The sequence below is a fragment of the Pedobacter agri genome (genome assembly GCF_032678665.1).
Classification (GTDB): domain Bacteria; phylum Bacteroidota; class Bacteroidia; order Sphingobacteriales; family Sphingobacteriaceae; genus Pedobacter; species Pedobacter agri_A.
Map to the genome: position 1 here is coordinate 182,467 of NZ_JAVTSH010000006.1, position 24,889 is coordinate 207,355.

Sequence of the window (24,889 nt, forward strand, 5' to 3'; positions counted from 1 at the left end):
ACTATTAAAAAATGTTTTCATTTTAATCACTATATATTTAATGTTTTGTTAATATTAAAGTTGCAACTTAAGCCTCAGCAAAATTAATTATGATTAAAGCCAGCGATTTTGGACCTGAATTCCTTTGGGGTATTGCCACAGCCGCTCCACAAATTGAAGGGGCAGCAGATTTGTATGGGAAAGGTCCTTCTATTTGGGATACCTTTACAAATCGCAAAGGAAAAATTAAGAATAATCATAAACTTAACGTTGCTTGCGATTTTTACCATCGTTACCAGGAAGATATCGCATTGGTTAAAATCCTTGGCTTCAAGGTATTTCGGTTTTCTATATCCTGGTCGAGAATTTTGCCTTCAGGAAGGGGAGAAGTTAATCAGGAGGGAGTCCGGTTTTATCATCATATAATTGATGAATGTTTAACACAAGGTATTACTCCCTATATTACACTTTACCATTGGGATTTGCCGCAAGCTTTAGAGGATGAAGGCGGTTGGACAAGTTTTAGCATCAATGCGGCATTCAATTCCTTCGTAAGTATTTGTGCATTGGAATATGGCGATAAAGTTAAAAACTGGATTATATTAAACGAACCTTTTGGCTACACCTCTTTAGGTTATATGCTTGGTGTTCATGCACCCGGAAAAACCGGATTAAGCAATTTTTTTCCAGCTGTTTTACATACCGCTTTGGCCCAGGCTGAGGGGGGAAAAATTCTTCGTGCAGAAGTTAGCCAGGCCAATATCGGAACAACCTATTCCTGCTCAGAAATTATTCCTTATACACAAAGTGATAATGATATTTTAGCCGCTAAACGGGTTGATAGTTTAATGAATCGGTTATTTGTCGAGCCCGCCCAGGGTTTGGGTTTTCCGACAGCAGATTGGGATGTGCTGGAGAAATTTCAAATCGAATACGGAACCTGGCGATTAAATGAACGGATGAAGTTTGATTTTGACTTTATTGGGCTGCAAAACTATTTTCCGCTAACGGTTAAATTTAATGCCTTCATTCCGGTAATACAGGCCTGGGAAGTGAAAGCGAAAAGCAGAAAAAAACCACATACATCAATGGGTTGGGAAATTAATGCCAATAGCTTTTATAATATCATTAAACAATTTGCTGCTTATCCAAATGTTAAAAATATCATGATAACAGAAAATGGCGCTGCTTACCACGATAAACTGGTGAATGGAAGTGTTGTCGATGCAGAACGGATTGAATATTTCGAGCTGTATCTGGCTGCTTTATTGAAGGCAAAAAACGATGGTTTAAATATTACTGGCTACATGGCTTGGACGTTAATGGATAATTTTGAATGGGCAGAAGGTTTCAATGCCAGGTTCGGGTTGGTGCATACTGATTTTAAAACGCTGAAACGTACCATTAAATATTCTGGTTACTGGTGGCAGGAGTTTTTAAAGAATTAGGTTGTCTTTCCGCAGATTTTAGGGGATTGAATTTTTTTTTTTTTTAAGCATTTGCAATAGTTTGTCGCTTTTAAATATTTCCCGCAGATTTTCGCTGATCAGGTTCGCAGATTTAAGGGATTGAAGTTTTTGTTTTTTTAAGCATCTGGAATAGTTATCGCTTTTAATATTTCCCGCAAATTTTCGCTGATCAGGTTCGCAGATTTAAGGGAATTGAAGTTTTTATTCTTTTGAAAGGCATCTGCGAAGATCTGCGGTAATTATCATTTTAAATCTGCGGGAAATAATAAACAAAAAAAAACGTCTTGATAAAAACGTGATTTTGGACTTTTTATGTCATTAATTTGATTCATACTTATCTTCCATTATGTTTTTATAGTCGGCTTTGTTCCAGATTATGAAAATGTAACGGGAAACATTCGATCCTGAATTTGAGCCAACCCCAATTCTAATAGCATAATTTACTCCAGCATAATCGTTAAACGAATAACCATCCATTAAACCATAACTTATTTTTTTCATTCCATAACTAATAATTTTCGCTTTAATATTTTGGTAAAGTAATTTACTAAATGCTTGAAGCGTCACTCTATTATGAACAGTCTCACTATAATCTATATTTAGCCACGCAGTTGCTTTATCAGATTCAAATTGATCAACCCCTTTAGCCCAATTCATTTTTCCGTAATCATCATCCGTTTCTTGCTTGGACTCAATTAACTGCCAATTTTTGTCGATTAAGAGACTAGTAATAGTTCCAACGTCAGATTTCTGGATCTTCAATAAATCATCAAGGCTAATTTGAGCTAAAGATAATTTTGATGAGAGTATAAAACATAAAATGAGAATGTTGCGATACATTGGCAATTCTTAATTTTATAGAGGTTATATAATATAAAACAGAATAGATTTCTTTTAGTACAGAAACCTATTCTGCTAACGCAAATCTATTTTTTTGTTACGTTATTTAGTGGGACATAAAAACTAGTTGTAGATGGTGTATAGATCCCAAGAGTTATAAATCTTAATAACCCATCGACAAAAGTTATTTGACTCTTTGTAATGTAATCAGGAGTATCGCCTATAAATTTTTTAGCTTCATATCCATTATTTAACGGTACGAGACCTTCTATTAAGGCATGATTTTTTTTGCTATTGACTTTTACTACAGGTGAATCTGTTGTTAATGAGCCGTGAGCAATTTTTGCTGTATAGCAAGAGGATAGTAGTAGTGTTGCTGTAATACAGCTTAGTACGAAAATTTTTCTCATTTAAATTGTTTGCTTGATTAATAATCTGCGAAACTAAATAAACTGAAATATTTTTTTTTACGGGAACCCGTAGTTTTGTTTTATTTAGGACAAGCAACAAAAAATCCCGCCTTGATTTTACTCAAAACGGGATTTTTAATATGTAGAATCTAGACTTCCGACTAGAAACTCAAGACTAATTAAACTCCAGCTTTCGCAGCGGCTTCAGCTCTAATGATGTTTAACGCACCACCAGCTTTAAACCAGTCGATTTGCTGAGCATTGTAACTGTGGTTAACCGGGAATTGCTCTTGAGTACCATCCAAATGATGTAATACCAGTGTTAACGGTTTATCTGGAGCAAATTCTGTTAGGCCTAAAATATCAATGGTATCGCCTTCTAAAATCTTATCGTAATCATCTTTATCAGCAAAGGTTAAGCCCAACATACCTTGTTTTTTAAGGTTAGTTTCATGAATACGGGCAAAAGATTTCACCAATACCGCACGAACGCCTAGGTGACGAGGTTCCATCGCTGCGTGTTCACGAGATGAACCTTCACCGTAATTTTCGTCGCCGATCACGATTGAACCAAAACCAGCCGCTTTGTAATCACGTTGTGTTGCTGGAACAGGGCCGTATTCACCAGTCAGTTCATTCTTAACATTATCTGTTTTATCGTTGAAGTAATTTACTGCACCAATTAACATGTTGTTTGAAATGTTATCCAGGTGGCCACGGAATTTTAACCATGGGCCTGCCATAGAAATATGATCCGTTGTACATTTACCTTTCGCCTTTATTAAAAGTTTTAAGCCTTTTAAATCAGTGCCTTCCCAAGGTGTAAACGGGTCAAGAAGTTGCAAGCGGTGCGAGGTTGGAGAAACGAGAACTTCTACGTTCGAACCATCTTCTGCCGGTGCCTGATAACCTGCATCTTCTACAGCGAACCCTTTTGTAGGTAATTCGAAACCAGTTGGCGGATCTAACTTGATCTGCTCACCTTTATCGTTGGTTAACGTATCTGTTAATGGATTGAAACCTAAATCACCAGCAATGGCAATAGCTGCAACCATTTCCGGCGAAGCTACAAATGCAAAAGTATTGGGGTTACCGTCGGCACGTTTTGCAAAGTTCCTGTTAAAAGAGTGAACGATGGTATTTTTCTCTGCTTTTTCTGCGCCTGTTCTATCCCACATTCCAATACACGGTCCGCAGGCGTTTGTAAAGATGGTCGCATTTAAATCTTCAAAAGTTTTTAAATAACCATCACGATCTGCAGTGTAACGTACTTGTTCAGAGCCTGGGTTTATCCCAAATTCTGCTTTCGTTACCAAACCTTTCGAGATCGCCTGGTTTGCAATTGAAGCTGCTCTGGATAAATCTTCGTAAGAAGAGTTGGTACAAGAGCCAATTAAACCCCATTCAACTTTTAAAGGCCAGCCATTTTTCTCTGCTTCGACTTTCATTTGTGAAACCGGAGTAGCCAAATCTGGCGTAAAAGGACCATTTAAGTATGGTTCTAAGGTATCTAAATCAATTTCAATAACCTGATCGAAATAATTTTCTGGATCAGCATACACCTCAGCATCGCCAGTTAAATATTCTTTGATTTTATTGGCTTCATCAGCAACATCATTACGTCCTGTAGAACGTAAATAACGTTCCATGCTTTCGTCGTAACCAAATGTAGATGTTGTAGCACCGATTTCGGCACCCATATTACAAATGGTACCTTTCCCTGTACAGCTCAAATTAATTGCACCATCGCCAAAATATTCTACAATAGCACCAGTACCACCTTTTACGGTTAAAATACCGGCTACTTTTAAAATCACATCTTTAGCAGCAGTCCAGCCGTTTAACTTACCGGTTAATTTAACACCAATCAGTTTCGGGAATTTAAGTTCCCAAGGCAAACCTGCCATTACATCACAGGCATCAGCACCACCAACACCAATAGCAACCATACCCAAACCACCAGCATTCACGGTATGTGAATCGGTTCCAATCATTAATCCGCCAGGGAAAGCATAATTCTCTAAAACCACCTGGTGAATAATACCTGCTCCTGGTTTCCAGAAACCAATACCATATTTATTTGATACAGATGATAAGAAATCGAAAACCTCAGCGCTTTCTGTTTTAGCGTGAGGCAAATCTATTGAAGCGCCTTCTTTAGCTGTAATTAAGTGATCGCAATGTACAGTTGAAGGCACGGCCACCTGCGGGCGACCGGCCTGCATAAATTGCAAGAGTGCCATTTGAGCGGTTGCATCCTGCATTGCCACTCTATCTGGTGCGAAATCAACATAATCAGTTCCACGAGAGAACGATTTTTTAGGATCGCCATCCCATAAATGGGCGTATAATATTTTTTCCGATAATGTCAAAGGTCTACCAACAATTTTGCGGGCCGCATCTACACGCGGGCCGAAATTTGCGTAAACCTTTTTAATCATGTCTATGTCAAAAGCCATATTTTATATTTTAAATTATTGTCAACAACTATATGTTCTAAATTAAACAATTTTTAATACACTTATTTTCGAGATTTGTCAAATTGTGTTATTTAAAAACATTCTATGCAGTTTTGCATAACAAAAAAGCTACCTGGTTTTTCAGATAGCCTTTAGCTTTATTAACAATTTTTATGCTTTTTTGTTCTTATTGTTTTGTAGAAATTGGCGTAAACTTGGTTAAATTAATGCCTTCTACAGCCATTTTATATTCTTCAATATTTGGAATACGACCTAAGATGGCAGATAAAACAACAACTGGTGTAGAAGCCAGTAATGATTCTCCTTTTTTACCGTCTCTGTCTTCTACTACACGTCCCTGAAACAAGCGGGTAGAGGTTGCCATTACCGTATCTCCTTTAGCTGCTTTTTCCTGGTTACCCATACATAGGTTACATCCCGGACGCTCTAAATACATAATATTTTCATACTCTGTACGAGCAGTGCTTTTTGGTAATGCATCGCTAAATTCAAATCCAGAATATTTTTGTAAATATTCCCAGTCTCCTTCGGCCTTTAATTCATCAATGATGTTATAAGTTGGAGCAGCGACCACCAATGGTGCTTTAAATTCTACTTTACCAGTTTGATTCTCTATGTTTTTTAGCATCTGAGAAACAATTTTCAAATCATCTTTATGCACCATGCAAGAACCAACGAAACTTAGGTCTACTTTTTTATCACCACCATAGAAAGTTAAATCTCTGATCGTGTCATGTGTGTAACGTTTAGAAACGTCCACGTTGTTTACATCCGGATCGGCAATCATTGGCTCATTGATGATATCCAAGTCAATTATTACCTCAGCATAGTACTTAGCGTTCGTATCTGGCATTAAAGCTGGTTTGATACCCGTTTTAATTTCCTCAATACGTTTATTTGCTTTATTAATTAATCCCTGCAACACCTGGTTATGGTTGTCCATGCCCTTATCAATCATGATCTGGATACGACTTTTTGCAATTTCTAAAGACTCAATTAAGGTGTCATCCTGAGAAATACAAATAGATGCTTTTGCTTTCATCTCAGCAGTCCAGTCGGTAAAAGTAAAAGCTTGATCGGCTAATAGCGTACCAATGTGTACCTCAATGATCCGACCCTGGAATACGTTTTCGCCATCAAATTGTTGCAGCATTTGCAACTGTGTGGCATGTACCACATCACGGAAATCCATGTGCGGCTTCATTTCACCTTTAAAAGTTACTTTAACTGATTCAGGAATTGGCATCGCCGCCTCACCAGTTGCCAATGCCAAGGCAACCGTACCAGAATCTGCACCGAATGCTACACCTTTCGACATGCGTGTATGTGAGTCACCACCGATGATGATGGCCCATTCGTCGATGGTAATGTCGTTCAGCACTTTGTGAATTACATCCGTCATGGCGTGGTATTCTCCTTTAGGATCACGGGCTGTAATTACACCGAATTCATTCATAAACTTCATCAATTTAGGAATGTTGGCTTGCGCTTTTTTATCCCAAACAGATGCGGTATGGCAACCCGATTGATAAGCACCATCTACAATCGGAGAAATTACGGTCGCTGCCATGGCTTCTAATTCCTGCGCAGTCATTAAACCCGTGGTATCCTGAGAGCCTACAATGTTAACTTCTACGCGAACGTCAGAGCCGGCATGCAAAACTTTTCCTTGTGTTAAACCTACTGCATTTCTATTGAATATTTTTTCTGCAGCAGTAAGTCCTTGCCCTTCGATATATACTTCTTTAGCCGGAGCAAAAACGGTTGGTGCTTCTATATTTAAAATTTTAGCAGCAAATGTTTGAATTTTTTTACCAAACACAATGGCATAAGAACCGCCTGCTTTGATAAATTCCATTTTTTGCGGAGTCAGGGCTTTCGAAATATTAATCAGCTCCTGATCGCCATTGTATAATTTTTTAGTTCTGGTATTGATGGTTAATACCGTTCCTGTTGCTACCGAAAATACTTCTTCTAAAATAGGCTCATCGTTTTCATTACGGATTACATTTCCATTTTCATCAGTTTTCTTTACCCAGTTTTGAAGATCGATACCAATACCGCCAGTTACATCAACTGTTGTTAAAAAAATTGGAGAAATTCCATTTGTGCCACCAACAATAGGGGCGATATTCACAAAAGGAATATAGGGGCTGGATCTTTTTCCTGTCCATAAAGCAACGTTATTTACCCCCGACATGCGTGAAGAGCCTACACCCATCGTTCCTTTTTCAGCAACCAACATTACACTTTTATCTGGATGTTGTGCCTGTAAAGCTTTAATTTCCTCCTGAGCTTGTGGCGTGATCATACATTTACCATGCAATTCACGATCTGAGCGAGAGTGCGCCTGGTTACCTGGTGATAATAAATCCGTAGAAATATCGCCAATACCGGCTATATAGGTTACTACCTTAATTTCTTCCGCCACTTCAGGTAGCTTGGTAAAGAATTCGGCATTAGCGTAACTTTCTAAAATTTGTGTGGCAATTTCATTTCCATTATGGTAAGCTTCTTTCAAACGATCTGTATCCGCGTCGTATAAAAAAACCTGCGTTTTAAGAACTTCCGCTGCTTTTTTAGCTTTATCGCCGTTGTCAGCCAAAGCAATATCTAGCAACACTTTGATAGAAGGTCCACCCTTCATGTGTGATAACAATTCAAAAGCAAAATCAGGCGTAATTTCTGCTACTACAGCTTCGCCTAAAATAATCTCCTTTAAAAATTGTGCTTTTACAACTGCCGCACCTGTGGTACCTGGCAAGGTATTGTATATGAAAAAATTAACAGCTTCTTCTCTGTTAAAATTATTTACACTTTTAATTTGACTGATAATTTCGCTCGTTAATTCAGCTCCATCAATAGGTTTAGGGTGAAGACCTTGAGTTTTTCTGTCTTCAATCTCCAGGATATAATCGTTATAAATACTCATCTTAGCTATTTTACCCTCTTCATCATGAGCTTAGGTAATAAATACACATGCTTTTATGAAAAGAGTATGGTTTTGTACATTAATTTGTTTCAACTGGATAGGTAAAAACCCAGTTTTTTGGCTAAAGCAAAAATAGCAAAAAACAACCCTTAAAACCAATTTAGGCAGCCGATTACATAATTTAGAATTATTCTAAATTGTTAAAAAATGATTGCAACACCCTGTTTTAATATTTTGAATTCAGCAGATGCAAGAAAAAATCTTTACAGCAAAATTTAAACTTAATCTGCACATGTACCACTATCAATATTATAATAAAAGCCCAGGCTTTTAGCGCTGTAATTTCCTAAAGAATCAATACTAACTTTAAAAGGTTCGGTTTTAATGATGCATTTATGGTACTTTGCCAAATAGAAATCATAACCATTTTTAACTTTTTTATAGGAACTACCGATAGGGCGGCTGTAATCAACATTTAGGTCTTTTATATCCGCAATAAGTAATGCCTCTTCTAGTGAATTGATATTTCCGATGAATTTGATCAATTCTGTTTCGTTTGTGGCCAGTTTCAGACTATCATTTTCTAAATAGGCAATGTAATAATATCCCGTCCACATTTTGGTTTTGAAGCCAGATGATGGTTCATTAAACTTGTAATTTATTAGTTTTTCACGATCGCCCTTATCGGTGATGATTTCAGTTTTTCCATTAATTTTTCCTTGAAAATCTTTGCGGAAACACACCCAAAAATCATACTTCTTAGATGGATCGATTGCACATATTAAATCTTCTGTGTCAGACATTCCGCGTGGAATATGCTCAAAACTTTTATCCGGCTTTGTTTGACAGGATATGAAGCAAATTGAAATTAATAATAGCTGAAGTGATGTATTAATATATCCCATGAAATATTTTAATCAGGATGCAAGATGAGTTACTTTTTCATAACTGTTCGTAAACGAACAACATTGTTCAATTATGAACGATATAAATACGACCGGTTCCTGGAATACTGGTTAATTAGCTTGCCATGAGATATATTTTAATTGGCATAGCAATCGCTGAAATTAGAGCGATGAAAAAGTGAAACCCTTATCTGAAAAATATTTTAGAGCCCGCGGTAGTGCATATTCCAGTCGATCGAAGGCTTTCAGGCTATCATGAAAAACTACAATTGAACCATTTTCCGTATGTTTTATTACGTTTTGGTAGCATTTTTCTGGGGAAAGATTAATGTCGAAATCGCCGCTGAGCACATCCCACATCACGATCTGAAGTCCACAGTCGGGAGTAGGAAGTTTGGAGTCGCTTTGATTTAAGACTAAAGACTTAAGACTGCGTACTTGGGACTTTTTTATCCTCCCATAAGGTGGCCTGAAAAGATTAGTGCGTGTAAGTTGCTGGCACATTAAGGTATTTTTTATATAAGTCTCATCGTCGGTTTTCCATCCTTTTAGATGGTTAAAAGTATGGTTGCCGACCGCATGCCCATCGTTTAGCACGTTTGCGTAGACTTCGGGATGTTTTACAATATTATCGCCAATACAGAAAAAAGTGGCTTTTGCATTAAAGGCTTTTAAAGTTTTTAAAACAAAATCTGTAACATTGGGTATAGGTCCATCGTCAAAGGTCAAATAAATAACTTTTTCGATGCGGGATTTATTCCACAAAAGTGATGGATAATACCATTTTAGCAGAAGCGGCGATTTGATCAGGTACATTTACCACCAAAGTTAGTAAATGCCTGTACAGATTGAAATTATTAAAGTTGTTTATATAGATTTGAAACAAATTATGAAAATGTTTACCAAAAATAAGTTTATTACCGGATCTGCATTATTATTGGCATTGAACTTTAGCCAGAACATTAAGGCGCAAGAAGTGATTACCATCGAACAGGCTGTTGAAAATACTTTAAAGAATAATTTAAATATTAAACAGGCTGCATTTAGCGCCTCCATCAGTGAAGAAGATTTAAGACAATCAAAAAACGCTTTATTGCCAACCCTAAATGGAAGTATCAATCAATCTATGCAGTGGGGAAGGAGTCAACAAGTTTCTGGTTTATTCGAAAACACACAGAATTATAATTTAAATCCAAACCTGAATGCTAATGTGTTACTATTCGGTGGGGGAACAAGGGTAAACCAGATCAGACAGAATAAATTTTTGTTAGATGCAGGAAAGACCAATGTAGATAAAGTAAAAAATGATTTGATCCTTCAGGTGGTTACTGCTTATCTTCAGGTACTTAATAACCAAGATCAGGTAAAAGCGACACAGCAACAGTTAGAAGTTGCGAATTCGACTTTGAAACGTGAACAGGCATTGCTGGATGTTGGCAACAAAACACTGGCAGATATTTCGCAGGCAAAATCGCAGGCCGCAACTGCAGAGCTAAACTTAACTGATGCACAAAACCAGTTAACCATTTCCTATCTAACACTCGGTCAGTTGATGGAAATACAGCCACCAATGACATTTAAAGTTCAGCCACCTTTAGTAAACGAAATCGAAAATTTAAAAACAACATACGTTCCGAATGATATTTACAAGCAGGCTATGGAAGCATTTCCAGACATTAAATTGGCCTGGAATTACACCAAAGCCGCTGAAAAGGCAGTTGATGTAGCCAGAGGTAGTTATTTTCCGCAAATTACTTTCGGTGGTGGTTTAGGCTCTGCATATTATTACCAGTTTAATGCAAGTTCGCTTCGACCTAACGCTGCATTTGGTAATCAGTTAACAGATAACTTTGGACAATTTGTAAGTATGGGTATCCAGATTCCGATTTTTAACGGCTTTTCTACCAGATCAAACGTTAGAAGGGCAAAAATTACCTTATTACAACGCAAAACGGATGAGGCTTTAGCTAAAAACAATTTAATTAAAGTCATCAATCAAGCTGTAGCAGATTTAAATGCAGCAAAAAGCCGGTATAGTTCTACCCAAAATGCCTTTCAGGCACAGAAAGATGCTTTTTATGTGATCGATCAGCGTTATAATGTGGGGTTGGTAAACTCATTAGATTATAGCACCGCACAAACCAATAGAAACAGAGCGGAAATCGATTTTATTTTAGCCAAATACGATTTGATTTTCAGAGCGAAAGTAATTGACTACTACCTGGGGAAACAGATCACTTTTTAACATATCAGATAAGCGGAGAAAGAATTAACATTTCAACCGTCGAACATTACACTTAATACAAACAAACGAAATACATTAAACAATTATGAAACTGAAGCACATATTAATTACCATTGGTGTTATCGTCGCGATTTTAGTGGTACTAAAATTAACCGGAGTTATTGGTGGTGATAAAACCGAAAAAGTAACTACAGAAAAAGCATCAGATAAAACTGTTGTTGAAACAGTAACGGCAAGTGGTAAAATTCAGCCAGAAACCGAAGTTAAATTAAGTTCAGAAGTATCGGGTGAGGTTGTAGAATTGAAAGTAAAAGAAGGTGATATTGTTAAAGCCGGACAGTTGCTTTGTAAAGTTCGCCCTGATATCTTACAATCTGGTTACGAACGGTCGGTAGCAACCTACAACGCTCAAAAAGCAAGTGTAGCTTCGGCGCAACAGCAGCTGGTACAAAACCAGGCTAACTTTGTAAATGCAGATGCCACTTATAAACGTAACGTTGAGCTTTTTAACAAAAAAGTAATTTCTGCTTCAGAATTTGATGCTGCAAAAGCGGCATTTTTAACAGCCAAAGCAAATTTAGCCAGTGCAAAAGAAAATGTTACAGGTGCTAAATTTACCTTAGAGCAAACTGGTGCAAATGTTAAAGAGGCGGGTGCCAACTTAGCCAGAACAACCATTTACGCCCCTGCTGATGGTGTGGTTTCGAAATTATCAATCGAATTGGGCGACCGTATTTTAGGTACTTCGCAAATGGCTGGTACAGAAATTATGCGTATTTCTAATTTGGCCTCAATGGAAGTAAATGTTGATGTAAATGAAAACGATATTACCCGTGTAAAGGTTGGTGATAAAGCATCTATTGAAGTTGATGCTTTCTCTGATAAGAAATTTAGAGGTGTGGTAACCGAAATTGCAAGTTCTTCAACCGCTGTTGGAACAACAACCACCAGCTCTGTTGATCAGGTAACCAACTTCTCGGTAAAAATTAGAATTTCAGAAGAAATTGAGGGTAAACAGCAGTCTATCTTCCGCCCGGGTATGTCGGCAACTGTCGATATTGAAAGTGAAACAGTTAAAGGTTTGGCTGTTCCTATTCAGGCAGTATTTACCGAAAGTGGCAAAAGCGGCGATGCAGATAAAAACCAGGGGAATGAAGAAAATGCCAGCAAACAGAAATCGAAATTAACAGATAAAAAAGTTAAACAGTTTGTCTACAGCTTTGATGATAAAACCAAAAAAGTAAAGAAAGTTGAAGTAACAACAGGCATTCAAAATGATCAGTTTATTATTGTCAAATCTGGCGTAAAAGCTGGCCAGGAAATAGTAACAGGGCCATATTCTGCAATACAAAACAAGTTAAAAGATGGCATGATTGTAGAAAAAACGGCTAAAGACCAGTTATTTAGCAAAGACGGTAAAAAGTAGGTAGCAATTAAATCGCAAGAAATAGTAACTTGCGTAATGTTTTAGGGTGTAAGGTTTAGGTTTTATGGCAAATTGTCAAAACCCTAAACCTTACACCTTTTACCTTAAACCCTTTTTGATCAACATGGTACCTAAAATAGCAATGATAGGGGGCGGAAGCTGGGCGACTGCCATAATAAAAATGCTTTCAGATAATTTATCTGAAAAGGAAATTTTTTGGTGGATGCGCAATGAGGTAGCTATCGAACATATTAAGAAGTTTAAGCATAATCCACACTATTTAAGTTCAGTTGAAATAAAATTTACGGAAAAGAATATTTCTTCAGATATCAACGCTATTGTTAAAGAAGCCGATTTTATCATTTTAAACGTGCCGGCTGCTTTTTTAAAAGGTACCCTTTCCTCTATTACCAGTGCAGATTTGAAAGGTAAAAAAATCGTTTCTGCCATTAAAGGTATCGTTCCGGAAGATAATCTAATTATCGGAGAGTTTTTGCATGAAAAATACGCCATTCCTTACGAGGATATCTTGGTGGTTAGCGGCCCTTGCCATGCCGAAGAGGTGGCGCTAGAGAAACTATCTTATCTCACAATCGCTTGTACCAATATTAAAGCAGCAAATGTTTTCGCCTCTTTCTTAAATACCAGGTACATTAAAACCAACGTATCGGATGATATTTTTGGAACGGAATATGCTGCGGTGCTCAAAAATATTTATGCAGTAGCCAGCGGCATTTGCCATGGCATTGGCTATGGCGATAATTTTCAGGCCGTTTTAATCAGTAACGCCATTCGCGAAATCAAACGATTTGTAGATGCTGTTCATCCCATCAATCGCGATATTATGGAATCAGCATACCTGGGCGATTTATTGGTAACGGCCTACTCACAATTCAGTCGTAACCGTACTTTCGGAAACATGGTAGGCAAGGGTTATACCGTAAAATCAGCACAATTGGAAATGAATATGATTGCTGAAGGATATTATGCTGCGAAATGTATGCATATTAAGAACTCAGCTTATAACGTAGATATGCCCATCAGCAAGGCCGTTCATAATATTTTGTATGAAAACCGGTCGCCACAAATTGAGATGAAATTACTTGCAGAGCGGTTAAATTAATATTCGAAAAGCAATTTCAGTGTTTATCGGTTAATACAGTCCTTCTTTTCGCTAAATCCCCGATGAAAAATCGGGGGATACCGCTACAATAAGGTTTATTTAACAAGTTGCTGTACTGCTATTTAAAACAAATTGCCCAGGCAACTGTTGTTGATTAAAATAAAAGTATAGCTGTCATGAAAAAGAAATTTGCAATAGGTTTATTAACGCTCGCATTGTTTGGCGGTGTAACCTTAAGTGTTAATGCACAAGAGAAAAAAACAGAAGTTGGTAAAGCATTAGATCAAACTGGTAAAGCCATCGGTAAAGGCGCTAAATCAGTTGGTAATAAAACGGCTGAAGTTGCTGTAAAAGGAGGTTCAAAAGTTGCTGATAAAACCTGGAAAGGTAAAATGGCACCAGATGGTTCAAACGTTTACATCAACTCGAAAAATGAGAAATATTACGTGAATGCTAAGGGTGCAAAAATTTGGTTAAAACCTAGCCAGATTAAAAACAGACCAGAGCCTAAAAACTAATTTTAGCTTTGCATAAGTAGAAAAAGCAGCTCATGTGGGCTGCTTTTTCTGTTATTAAACTTTTACTGTGAAGCCTCAGATTAAAACTCGATTCGTGAAGCGATAAATTTAAACCATACATAAACGCAAAACATGGCTTGCGTGGAAACGACGTTTTGCTTTTCTTCTGCTAGCTATTTTAAACAATCGTTCCGTACAAGTCGAAATCTTCCGCTCTATCAATTTTAACGTTTACAAAACTTCCGTTGGCTGCATAACCTGTTGCTGCATCAATAAGTACTTCGTTGTCAACTTCTGGCGAATCAAATTCGGTTCTGCCAACAAAAAAATCACCTTCTTTTTTATCAATTAAAACCTTGAAAGTCTGGCCAACCTTTTCCTGGTTAATATCGAAAGAAATCCCTTGCTGAATTTCCATAATGTCGTCAACTCGTTGTTGTTTTACTTCTTCAGGAATATCATCGACCAAAGTATGTGCATGTGTTTTTTCTTCATGAGAATAAGTAAAGCAACCTAAACGGTCGAACTTGGTTTCGGCAACCCAGTCTTTCATTTCCTGAAAGTCATATTCAGTTTCGCCAGGGTAACCGCAAATTAATGTGGTACGCATGGCGATGTTTGGCACTTTATCCCTAATCTGGTTTACCAAATCAATCGTTTTCTGCTTCGTTGTACCACGGCGCATCGATTTTAGCATATTGTCGGTAATGTGCTGTAATGGCATATCCAGGTATTTGCAGATATTATCACGCTCATTCATTGCGTCTAAAATTTCCATCGGAAAACCACTTGGATAAGCATACTGTAAACGAATCCACTCAATTCCCGGAACATCAGATAAACGACGCATCAATTCATCAAGTTTACGAACGCCGTATAAATCTAAGCCGTAATAAGTTAAATCCTGAGCAATAAGAATCAGTTCCTTAGTGCCGTTTTTAGCTAAAATTTTTGCCTCGTTTACCAATTCTTCCATTGGTTTGCTCATGTGTTTCCCACGCATTAAAGGAATGGCACAAAACGAACATGGACGGTTACAACCCTCCGCAATTTTAAAATAAGCAAAGTGCGATGGCGTAGTTAACAAACGTTCGCCAATCAGCTCATGTTTATAGTTTGCACCTAACTCGTGTAAAATATTCTGTAAATCATTGGTGCCAAAAAAAGCATCAACATTTGTAATTTCTGATTCTAATTCTGGTTTGTAGCGTTCAGATAAACAACCTGTAACCACAACTTTTCCAATTTTACCCGCTTCTTTAAGCTCGCTAAATTGCAAAATCGTATCGATAGATTCCTGTTTAGCATTATCAATGAAACCGCAAGTGTTAATCACAACAATATCGTCCTTGCCCATTTTGTCTGCTTCGTGAACAACATTTAGGTTATTGCCACGTAACTGTCCCATCAATACTTCTGAATCGTATATGTTTTTTGAACAACCCAATGTAATCACATTGATTTTAGGTTGTTTAATTGTGCTTTTAATTTTTGCTATTTTGGTATTCATCTTTTACACTTGACCTTTACGTTTTTAAAGAATGTGTTAGGCGGTCGTCACCCTGAATTTATTTCAGGGTCTTTTTGATAAATAGATGCTGAAATAAATTCAGCATGACGATCTCATAAACTAATTGGTTGGATTACTTAAACAAACTACTCACAAACTCTTTCTTATCAAAAAGTTGTAAATCGCCTATTTTTTCTCCAACACCTATATATTTCACCGGGATTTTAAATTGATCTGAAATACCAATCACCACGCCACCTTTGGCTGTACCATCTAGTTTGGTAATCGCCAGGGCATTTACGTCGGTGGCTTCGGTAAATTGCTTGCATTGCTCGAAAGCATTCTGTCCTGTTGAGGCATCTAATACCAGCAAAATTTCGTGTGGCGCACCCGGAACAACCTTTTGCATCACTTGTTTAATTTTACCAAGTTCGTTCATTAAACCAATTTTGTTATGCAACCGGCCGGCAGTATCAATAATTACAACGTCTTCGCCATTGGCTACAGCCGATTGTAAAGTATCGAAAGCAACAGATGCCGGATCCGAACCCATTGGCTGCGCAACAACTCTCACATCTACACGCTGTCCCCAAAGTTTAATCTGATCAACAGCAGCAGCTCTAAATGTATCTGCAGCACCTAACACTACTTTTAAACCCGATTCTTTAAGTTTATGCGCCAGTTTGCCAATGGTTGTGGTTTTGCCAACGCCATTAACGCCCACAACCATTATTACATAAGGTTTATGATCGCCATACTCGAACTGACGGAAATCGTTGCTGTTATTTTCAGATAGCAGCAGTTGAATCTCATCCCTTAAAATAAAATTCAGCTCTGAAGTATTGAGATATTTGTCTTTAGAAACGCGTTCTTCAATGCGTTTAATGATTTTTAATGTGGTGCTCACACCTACATCAGAAGTTACCAAAACCTCTTCCAGGTTATCAAGTACTTCATCATCAACGGTTGATTTTCCTGCAACAGCTTTGGTGATTTTACTGAAAAAACCGTCTTTGGTTTTTTCTAAACCCTTATCAAGTGCTTCCTGAGCTTCAGGTGCAGTTTCTTTCTTTTTGAAAAAATCAAATAAGCCCATATCTAAATTTTATATAACAAAAAAAGCCCTCCCGGTTAAAACGGAACGGCCTTTAATATTTTCTGATTAAAAAATATTAACCTTATTTAGATGCGATAGCATCTTTTACGTGGTCGTTATGAACGATAAGTTCTTTGAATGAATAAGCACCAGTTTTAGGTGATTTAACCATTGTAATTACTTTCGAATATTCTTTACCTGTACCGGTTTTAAGGGTTGCAACTACTTTCTTTGCCATGTTCTTATAATTTTAATGATTGAATGATAGATTGATAGAATGCGGGTTAAAACACCCTAAACCTTCTACCGTTAAATCATCAATCTTATTTAATCTCTTTGTGTACTGTTACTTTTCTCAATACTGGGTTGAATTTTTTCAATTCTAAACGCTCAGTAGTGTTTTTACGGTTTTTCGTAGAAATATATCTAGACATACCTGGCATGCCACTTTCTTTGTGCTCAGTACATTCTAAAATAACCTGAACTCTGTTACCTTTTTTTGCCATTTTAATATTAATTGTAAACTGTTAATCTCAACAGTTAATGTTTTTACAAAAATCCTTTTTTTACAAAACGATTAATCGCTTCGCTAATACCCACTTTATTGATGGTTTTAATCGCTGAAGTAGAAACTTTCAACGTAATCCAACGGTCTTCTTCAGGGATATAAAATTTCTGAAGTTTCAAATTAGGATAAAATTTGCGTTTGGTTTTAACGTTCGAGTGTGATACGTTATTACCTTTCATTGCCATTTTTCCTGTTAAATCACAAACTCTTGACATGACTTGTAAATATAGTTGTTAAAATATCGTCGCTTAATTTTTTTAAGAGTGTGCAAATATCTGAATAATAATTTAAAAAGACAATAGTACCGTGTTTATTTTTTTAAATTTAGATTGATATCCCACTTCCTCAGTTCTAAAAGCTCAAAATCAAGGGTTTCACCGATGGTTACTATTTGCAAATATACGGGAAATTCGAGCTCGCTAAACGTATATAAACTTATATTTTTGTGGCCGATTCTCTTTTCATACCTTCATCTTTTTCCTTGAATATTTTTACAGCCGAAATTGTCGAAGGTTGCTATCCCCAGATTGTTTATTGCCTTGCAAATAATATGGTTTTAATCGCATTCGATTTGAGTCTATCAGCGCAAAACTGATTTTTACATAGACGATTTTGTTTTCGGATTTTTTGTTTTTACTAAAAAATGCAGCATCAATCTTCGCTGTTTGGCGAACAAGATGTATTGACTATTTTTATTAAGGTATCTGTAGATGTTCATCGTCTGATAAAACAAAAGAATTTGTAAGCAAAGGGCAGAAGATGATGGCGATAATTTTTCTCATCATTCAAAATTAAGATCGTTCGGCAGTTACAGATTTGTTTTCGCTTTAATGACCACAACGTTATTGATACAATTTGGATATTTAATTCCATCAATATTTATTTAAATTAGCCGCTACTAACAAAATATATATCCAGCACCATGCAAATCACATCTTTTAAGCAATACGAAGAAGATTATAAAAAAAGTATAGAAAACCCCGAGCAGTTTTGGGGAGAGGTTGCCCAGAGTTTTCATTGGCGCAAACCCTGGTTTAAAGTTTTATCATGGAATTTTAATGAGCCGGATATTAAATGGTTTGAAGGGGCAAAACTTAACATTACCGAAAATTGCCTTGATCGGCATCTGGAAAAAAATGGAGATAAACCTGCTATTATTTGGGAACCTAATAACCCTGAAGAAGAAAGTGTAACCCTGACTTATAAAATGTTGCATGAGCGGGTTTGTCGTTTTGCTAATGTGTTGAAACGCAATGGAGCCAAAAAAGGTGACCGCATATGCATCTATATGCCGATGGTTCCTGAATTGGCTATTGCTGTTTTAGCTTGTGCCAGAATTGGCGCAGTTCATTCTGTTATTTTTGGCGGATTTTCAGCAAAATCAATAGCCGACCGCATTAATGATTCTCAATGTAAACTTGTAATCACTGCCGATGGCGCCTACCGCGGCAATAAACAGATTCCGCTTAAAGATGTAATTGATGATGCTTTAATTGGCTGCCCGACAGTTGAAAAATGTATCGTTTTAACGCATGTGCGTACACCAGTTTCGATGCTAAAAGGCCGTGATGTTTGGTGGGAGGATGAAGTAAAACATGTGAATGATATCTGCGAAGCAGAAGAAATGGATGCGGAGGATATGCTTTTTATTCTTTACACTTCAGGCTCAACCGGCAAGCCTAAAGGCGTAGTACATACCTGCGGCGGATATATGGTTTATGCAGGTTATACTTTTACCAATGTATTTAATTATCAACCAGGTGAGGTTTATTTCTGTACTGCAGATATTGGCTGGATTACCGGTCATTCTTACATTGTTTACGGACCGCTTTCTCAGGGTGCTACTTCAGTGTTGTTCGAAGGCATTCCAACCTATCCCGATGCGTCGCGTTTTTGGGATATTGTAGAAAAGCATAAAGTAAATACACTTTATACAGCACCTACGGCCATACGTTCGTTGATGAGTTTTGGTGATGATCCTTTGAATGGAAAGGATTTGAGCAGCATTCGCGTATTGGGTTCGGTGGGAGAGCCGATTAACGAAGAAGCCTGGCATTGGTTCGATGAAAAAATCGGACACGGACAAGCCCCAATTGTTGATACCTGGTGGCAAACCGAAACCGGTGGCATTATGATTTCGCCCATTGCAACCGTAACGCCTACCAAACCAAGTTATGCCACTTTGCCATTGCCTGGTATTCAGCCAATTTTAGTAGACGAAAATGGAAAAGAAATTGAAGGAAATGGTGTAAGTGGAAACCTCTGTATCAAGTTTCCATGGCCAGGTATGTTGCGCACTACCTATGGAGACCATGAACGTTGTAAACAAACGTATTTTTCTACTTATGAAAACTTATATTTTACTGGCGATGGTTGCTTACGTGATGAAGATGGATACTATAGAATTACTGGTCGTGTAGATGATGTGTTGAATGTTTCCGGACATAGAATTGGAACTGCAGAAGTAGAAAATGCCATCAATATGCATGCAGGTGTGGTAGAAAGCGCTGTAGTTGGCTATCCGCATGATGTAAAAGGCCAAGGAATTTATGCTTTCGTGATCAATCCTGAAATGCATGGCGAAGCAGAATTAACCAAAAAAGATATTTTGCAAACGGTGACACGCGTAATTGGTGCAATTGCAAAACCCGATAAAATACTTTTCGTTGCAGGATTGCCAAAAACGCGTTCAGGTAAAATTATGCGTAGAATTTTAAGGAAAATTGCAGAAGGCGATACCTCAAATTTAGGTGATACCTCAACGCTATTAGACCCGGCTGTAGTGGAGCAGATTATCGAAGCTTCGAAAACTTTAAAATAAAATGCTTTAACAAAAAAAGCCGATCAATTGATCGGCTTTTTTTGTTGGATTTAACTTGATTAATACCCAGGGTTTTGCGTTAAATTTTTGTTCGCATCTAATTCTATCTGGGGAATAGGAAATACCAGATTATTGGCGTTCCACGGAATTGATCCGATATTGGTTTGCGTTCTTTTTGCATCATGTAGTGCAAAACCTTCAAAGGCGAGTTCAAGTTTGCGTTCATTTAGAATGTTTGCAAGTGTTGCATTCGTAGTGGTTAAGCCAGCCCGGCTTCTTACTACTGCTAAATCTTGTAAAGGTGTTCTACCTCCAATTGGTGCTGCAGGTGCTAAACGAACATTACATTCGGCCCTAATCAAATACATTTCGGCTAACCTGATAATGGAAACATTGCCATATGGATTCGCAAATTTTGAGGTGTACATATCTCCATCATCATAAAATGCATTTATCCGATCATCTGTTCCAACATAATTCGCATCGATCCAGGCTTGAGAGATTACAGCATCTCCACGACCTCCATAAGTAGATGAACCGTAAAATTCATTGTAACCATTAAATCCTGTTAAGGTGGTCACCTGAATAGAAAAAACATCTTCGGTAGTATTCGATCCGGCACTTGATCCCATAGGTGGGAAGGCAGCAACATAAGATGAGGTTAAGGAATAATTTCCCGAGGTAATTACCCTGTTCGCTGCCGCACCAGCTGCTGCATAGTTGCCCATCTGCAGGTACAATCTGGCCAGCATTCCTGCTGCTGCAGATTTGGTTGCAAAAAAGCCGTTTGTTGCAGGTAGCTTAGCTTCAGCATCCGTTAAGTCGGCAATAGCCTGGGCGTATACTGCAGCAACAGTTGCCCTGCTTACATAACTTTGATCAGTAACAGCAGTGGTTGGTGTTAACACAATGGGTACGCCGAGGTTTGTTGATGGTGATCCGTCGTTATATGCTTTGCCAAATAACCTAACCAGATCGAAATAAACTGATCCTCTGATAAATTTGGCTTCGCCCTCAACTTTGTTCTTCTTCGCTGCATCAACCTTATCAATTGCGGCCAAAACATTGTTAGCATCATTAATGGCGGTATAACCCGCTGCCCAAACATTGTTAACAAAAGTATTTGTTTTCAGTAATGATTTATTAATGGTTTGTGTAAGCTCCTCGTAAGTTCCGTACCATTCAATGGCATTGGTATTGGCCAGGAAATCTGCCATTAAAAAAGGTCTTCCGCCGTAAAGGTTTCGGCTTCCCAATGCCGAATATGATCCAACTAGGGCAACTTCTACATCTTTAGACGTAAGTAGTGCTTTACTTTGCTCAATGGTATCTACAGGAGAAATTTCAAGCGCTTTTTTACATGATGACGCTACTGATAGTAACGCTGATGCCAATAGAAATTTATATATATATGTCTTTTTCATGTCTGTTCGTCTTTAAATTATAAGCCAATGTTAATACCAAATGAAATTACGCGTGGCTGAGGTGCAGAATAGAAATCGACACCCTGGTTAATATTGGTTGATTGATAGTCGGCATTCACCTCCGGATCCCAACCTTTGTAACCCGTAATTGTTGCCAGGTTTTGCGCTGTAGCATATAATCTCAACTTACTTAACTTAATTTTAGTTAACACGGATGCCGGAAAAGTATAACCTAGCGTGAGCGTTTTTAAGCGCACAAAATTTCCACTCGATATATATCTGGTAGAATTTCCAATACCATTTCCGTAAAATAATCTGGGTTCAGGAACGGAAGTGATGTCTCCAGGTTTGTCCCAATAATCCATTTGATCAGCCGTTTGGTTATCATAACCGTTAGATGCATTTGCACTCATGTATTGGCCACCTGCATTAAATATTTTATTTCCGGCAACGCCTTGAAAAAACACACCCAAATCAAAGTTTTGATAAGAAAAGGTATTGTTAAAACCGAAGGTATATTTCGGATTAGGATTTCCGGCAAATATTCTTTGTGCCTGATTGATGTCCGTAGTTGTCGATCTGTTCAAGTTACCTGCAGCATCTGTGGTATTAAGGTAATACAAAGCATCTCCGTTAGCGGGGTTTACGCCTGCATATTCTGGCAGGTAAAACACGCCAATTGGTTGTCCGGCAATGGCTGCATTAATTTCATTGCTATTAAGCACCTGTCCGCCTAAATCGGTAATTTTATTATTGTTTATAGCTGCTGTAATGGCGGTTGACCATTTGAAAGCGCCAACAAAGTTTTCAGTATTAATTCCCAGTTCAAAACCAGTGTTTTTTAACTTACCAAGATTTTGTGTGATGGTGGCGAAACCAGTTGTTTGCGGGATAGGCACATCAAGCAATAAATCTGTTGTGTTCTTTTGATAGAAGTCAAAGGTACCTGTAACCCTATTCTTTAAAATACCGAAATCCAATCCTAAATCCAGTTGTTTGGTTTTTTCCCAGGTTAGATCAGGGTTGGCAATCCGCGATGGAATTTGGCCAGCTACACCGCCATAGGCTCCTGTGCCACTAAATAAACCTCTTGCAGAATAGTTCCCGATTTCCGCGTTACCTGTTAAACCATAACTGGCTCTCAACTTCAGTAAACTAATCGTTTCGCTACTTTTTAAGAAATCTTCTTCGGAAGCAATCCAGGCTACTGATCCGGCCGGGAAATATCCATATCTATGATTTTCTCCAAATCTGGAAGACCCATCTGCTCTTACGCTAAATCCCACCAGATAACGATCATTATATTTATAGTTTGCTCTAAAAAAATAGGAAAGAAAGCTAAAGGCACTTTCGTTACTGGTAGCGATTACCTTAGTTGCTGCCGAACCTAGTTTAATGTAAGCATCACTAGGAAAGTCTTGTCCTTCAATCGTACTGTATTTGGTAGTCGATTTTTGATAACTGGTTCCTAAAATAGCATCAAAAGTGCTCTTGCCTGCAGTTGTATTGTAGCTAAAGAAGTTATTGGTATTGGTGTTAATTACAAAAGTAGAAATATTCTGACCGTCGCCATTAGCAGTGCCTGTATTTCTGAACGTTAGCGATCCGTAATAACTTTCCTCATTCTGGTTCAGGTTATCGATAGAAAAATCAGTGCTGAATTTTAACCCTTTGGCCAGGTTTACGTTTGCAAATGCTTTCCCGATAGTACGGTAAACTGTTGCCTTGTAGGCCGCATTTTCAATTCCAATGAAAGGATTATAATAAACCGGGTAATTAGATGCAGCACCTGGAAGTGTTCCGCTAATTAAACCTGATCTTGGATCGATAAAAGGCGTAATAGGAGATAAGGCAACAGATTGTAGCGGGCTGGAAAATGCATTATCATTTGATAAACGATTGTTAATGCTATTTGAGAAATTCAGATTCACACCTACCTCAAGGAAATCTGTTACCTTATTGGTCAGGTTTAGCCTTCCGCTGTATCTCTTATAACTATTTCCTACAACAATACCCTTTTGATCGAGTGCTTGTCCGCCGATATAAAACTTCGTTTTTTCATTCCCACCGGTTAAGTTTAAGTCATACTGTTGGGTAATCGGGTTGTTTTGAAATGATTCCCTTTCCCAATTGGTATTCACTTTGTATGTTTGATAATCATTGTTTCCTGCAGAGTAACGGTTTAATCTGCCTTCAACAATTGTTGAGTAATCATCTAAACCTTCCTGAAGCGTGGCATAATCTCCATTAAGAAAATCCTGGTTTGCAGCACCGGCACCTGCTCTTCTGATAATTTGTACATATTGTTCAGCATTGAGGAATTCTCTGTGGTTAGATGGTGTACTGATGCCACCCAAAGCATTGAATTGGATAAGCGTTTTACCAATCTTACCCTGCTTAGTAGTTATCAATACCACACCATTAGATGCTCTTGCACCATAAATGGCAGAAGCTGATGCATCCTTTAATACCTCGATGGATTCAATGTCGTTCGTATTTAAATCAGCCAGAGCGCTGGTTGGTGCGGTGGTGCTGGAAAAGTCTCCGGAAGTAATGGGAATTCCATCTACAATATATAATGGCTCACTGCCAGCTGTAACTGAAGCTGCACCACGAACGCGAACCGTAATTCCCTGGCCGAGTTTTCCATTCTGGGCTGATATCTGTACACCAGCAGCCTTACCTTGTAAAGCTTGTTCAAAGCTCGTTACAGGCAGGTTTTCCAAATCTTTAGATTTTACTGAAGCCACTGAGCCGGTAACATCTCTTTTAATTTGTGTTCCGTAACCCACAACTACCACATCAGAAAGTGTGGTGTTTTCTTCTTCCAGGTTAGCATTTACCGTAGCGCCCGTGATGGAAACTTCTTTGGTTTTAAAACCAATAAAAGTAAATACCAAAGTTTTCGCGTCACCCGGAACGCTTAACTTAAAAGAACCTGTTGCATCTGTTTGGGTTCCGTTAGCTGGAGCCCCTTTTACATATACGCTTACACTTGGAATTGGCCCGGCCGTGCTAGATGTAACCCTTCCGGTGATAACCTTGTTTTGTGCGAAAGCAAGTGAAATCAATCCGAAAGATAAAATCATACTTAAGAGTAGTTTTTTCATCAAATTTTAGTTTTAGTTAATAAGGTTTTGGCT

Annotated in this window: 19 protein-coding genes; 6 read left to right on the forward strand and 13 right to left on the reverse strand. The window is 37.9% G+C overall.

Going from position 1 to position 24,889, the window contains the following annotated elements:
- The first annotated feature begins 89 nt into the window (after nt 1-89).
- Nucleotides 90-1,427: a GH1 family beta-glucosidase gene (locus tag R2Q70_RS14050; protein ID WP_316808200.1), complete on the forward strand. Its 1,338-nt coding sequence runs from the start codon at nt 90-92 to the stop codon at nt 1,425-1,427.
- A 339-nt stretch (nt 1,428-1,766) separates the two neighbouring features.
- Here R2Q70_RS14050 and R2Q70_RS14055 read toward each other — a convergent pair whose 3' ends face one another.
- The 6 genes from R2Q70_RS14055 to R2Q70_RS14080 all read right to left on the reverse strand — a co-directional run bounded on the left by R2Q70_RS14055 (nt 1,767) and on the right by R2Q70_RS14080 (nt 9,831).
- Entirely contained in the window at nt 1,767-2,288 is a 522-nt protein-coding gene (locus tag R2Q70_RS14055) for a hypothetical protein (protein WP_316808201.1), read from the reverse strand.
- A gap of 86 nt (nt 2,289-2,374) precedes the next feature.
- The gene (locus R2Q70_RS14060; RefSeq protein WP_316808202.1) at nt 2,375-2,698 is read right to left on the reverse strand and encodes a Bor family protein; all 324 of its coding nucleotides are present in this window, start codon (nt 2,696-2,698) and stop codon (nt 2,375-2,377) included.
- A gap of 179 nt (nt 2,699-2,877) precedes the next feature.
- Nucleotides 2,878-5,157, reverse strand: coding sequence for an aconitate hydratase (locus tag R2Q70_RS14065; protein WP_316808203.1), 2,280 nt, complete (start codon nt 5,155-5,157; stop codon nt 2,878-2,880).
- Between the two features lie 187 nt (nt 5,158-5,344).
- Nucleotides 5,345-8,110, reverse strand: coding sequence for a bifunctional aconitate hydratase 2/2-methylisocitrate dehydratase (locus R2Q70_RS14070; RefSeq protein WP_316808204.1), 2,766 nt, complete (start codon nt 8,108-8,110; stop codon nt 5,345-5,347).
- Between the two features lie 281 nt (nt 8,111-8,391).
- Complete coding sequence (locus tag R2Q70_RS14075) at nt 8,392-8,913, reverse strand: hypothetical protein (protein WP_316808205.1); 522 nt, start codon at nt 8,911-8,913, stop codon at nt 8,392-8,394.
- Nucleotides 8,914-9,177: 264 nt separating this feature from the next.
- Nucleotides 9,178-9,831: a polysaccharide deacetylase family protein gene (locus R2Q70_RS14080; protein WP_316808206.1), complete on the reverse strand. Its 654-nt coding sequence runs from the start codon at nt 9,829-9,831 to the stop codon at nt 9,178-9,180.
- 19 nt (nt 9,832-9,850) lie between these two features.
- Between R2Q70_RS14080 and R2Q70_RS14085 the strand changes: the two genes are divergently transcribed.
- From R2Q70_RS14085 to R2Q70_RS14100, 4 genes are all read left to right on the forward strand, one after another.
- Nucleotides 9,851-11,260 carry a TolC family protein gene (locus R2Q70_RS14085; protein ID WP_316808207.1) on the forward strand — a complete coding sequence of 470 codons (1,410 nt, stop codon included), beginning with the start codon at nt 9,851-9,853 and terminating at the stop codon, nt 11,258-11,260.
- A gap of 85 nt (nt 11,261-11,345) precedes the next feature.
- Complete coding sequence (locus tag R2Q70_RS14090) at nt 11,346-12,686, forward strand: efflux RND transporter periplasmic adaptor subunit (protein WP_316808208.1); 1,341 nt, start codon at nt 11,346-11,348, stop codon at nt 12,684-12,686.
- A gap of 124 nt (nt 12,687-12,810) precedes the next feature.
- The gene (locus R2Q70_RS14095; RefSeq protein WP_316808209.1) at nt 12,811-13,809 is read left to right on the forward strand and encodes an NAD(P)H-dependent glycerol-3-phosphate dehydrogenase; all 999 of its coding nucleotides are present in this window, start codon (nt 12,811-12,813) and stop codon (nt 13,807-13,809) included.
- A 176-nt stretch (nt 13,810-13,985) separates the two neighbouring features.
- A complete protein-coding gene (locus R2Q70_RS14100; RefSeq protein WP_116169561.1) occupies nt 13,986-14,327 on the forward strand; it encodes a hypothetical protein in 342 nt (113 codons plus the stop codon).
- 178 nt (nt 14,328-14,505) lie between these two features.
- Here R2Q70_RS14100 and rimO read toward each other — a convergent pair whose 3' ends face one another.
- The 5 genes from rimO to rpmB form a co-directional block, all read right to left on the reverse strand.
- Entirely contained in the window at nt 14,506-15,837 is a 1,332-nt protein-coding gene (gene rimO / locus R2Q70_RS14105; RefSeq protein ID WP_316808210.1) for a 30S ribosomal protein S12 methylthiotransferase RimO, read from the reverse strand.
- A 133-nt stretch (nt 15,838-15,970) separates the two neighbouring features.
- Nucleotides 15,971-16,933, reverse strand: a complete 963-nt coding sequence (gene ftsY / locus R2Q70_RS14110; RefSeq protein ID WP_010599809.1) for a signal recognition particle-docking protein FtsY — start codon at nt 16,931-16,933, stop codon at nt 15,971-15,973.
- An 82-nt stretch (nt 16,934-17,015) separates the two neighbouring features.
- On the reverse strand, nt 17,016-17,171 hold the full coding sequence (locus R2Q70_RS14115; RefSeq protein WP_010599808.1) for a DUF4295 domain-containing protein: 156 nt from the start codon (nt 17,169-17,171) through the stop codon (nt 17,016-17,018).
- Nucleotides 17,172-17,256: 85 nt separating this feature from the next.
- The gene (gene rpmG, locus R2Q70_RS14120; protein ID WP_010599807.1) at nt 17,257-17,439 is read right to left on the reverse strand and encodes a 50S ribosomal protein L33; all 183 of its coding nucleotides are present in this window, start codon (nt 17,437-17,439) and stop codon (nt 17,257-17,259) included.
- A 43-nt stretch (nt 17,440-17,482) separates the two neighbouring features.
- Nucleotides 17,483-17,716, reverse strand: coding sequence for a 50S ribosomal protein L28 (gene rpmB / locus R2Q70_RS14125; protein ID WP_010599806.1), 234 nt, complete (start codon nt 17,714-17,716; stop codon nt 17,483-17,485).
- 707 nt (nt 17,717-18,423) lie between these two features.
- Here rpmB and acs point away from each other — a divergent pair.
- The gene (gene acs, locus R2Q70_RS14130) at nt 18,424-20,322 is read left to right on the forward strand and encodes an acetate--CoA ligase (RefSeq protein WP_316808211.1); all 1,899 of its coding nucleotides are present in this window, start codon (nt 18,424-18,426) and stop codon (nt 20,320-20,322) included.
- A 59-nt stretch (nt 20,323-20,381) separates the two neighbouring features.
- On the opposite strand, the gene R2Q70_RS14135 is transcribed toward acs, so the two are convergent.
- Both R2Q70_RS14135 and R2Q70_RS14140 read right to left on the reverse strand, forming a co-directional pair.
- The gene (locus R2Q70_RS14135; protein WP_316808212.1) at nt 20,382-21,746 is read right to left on the reverse strand and encodes a RagB/SusD family nutrient uptake outer membrane protein; all 1,365 of its coding nucleotides are present in this window, start codon (nt 21,744-21,746) and stop codon (nt 20,382-20,384) included.
- A gap of 17 nt (nt 21,747-21,763) precedes the next feature.
- Nucleotides 21,764-24,856 (reverse strand): TonB-dependent receptor, encoded by a 3,093-nt coding sequence (locus tag R2Q70_RS14140; protein WP_316808213.1) that lies wholly within the window; start codon nt 24,854-24,856, stop codon nt 21,764-21,766.
- Nucleotides 24,857-24,889 lie beyond the last annotated feature (33 nt).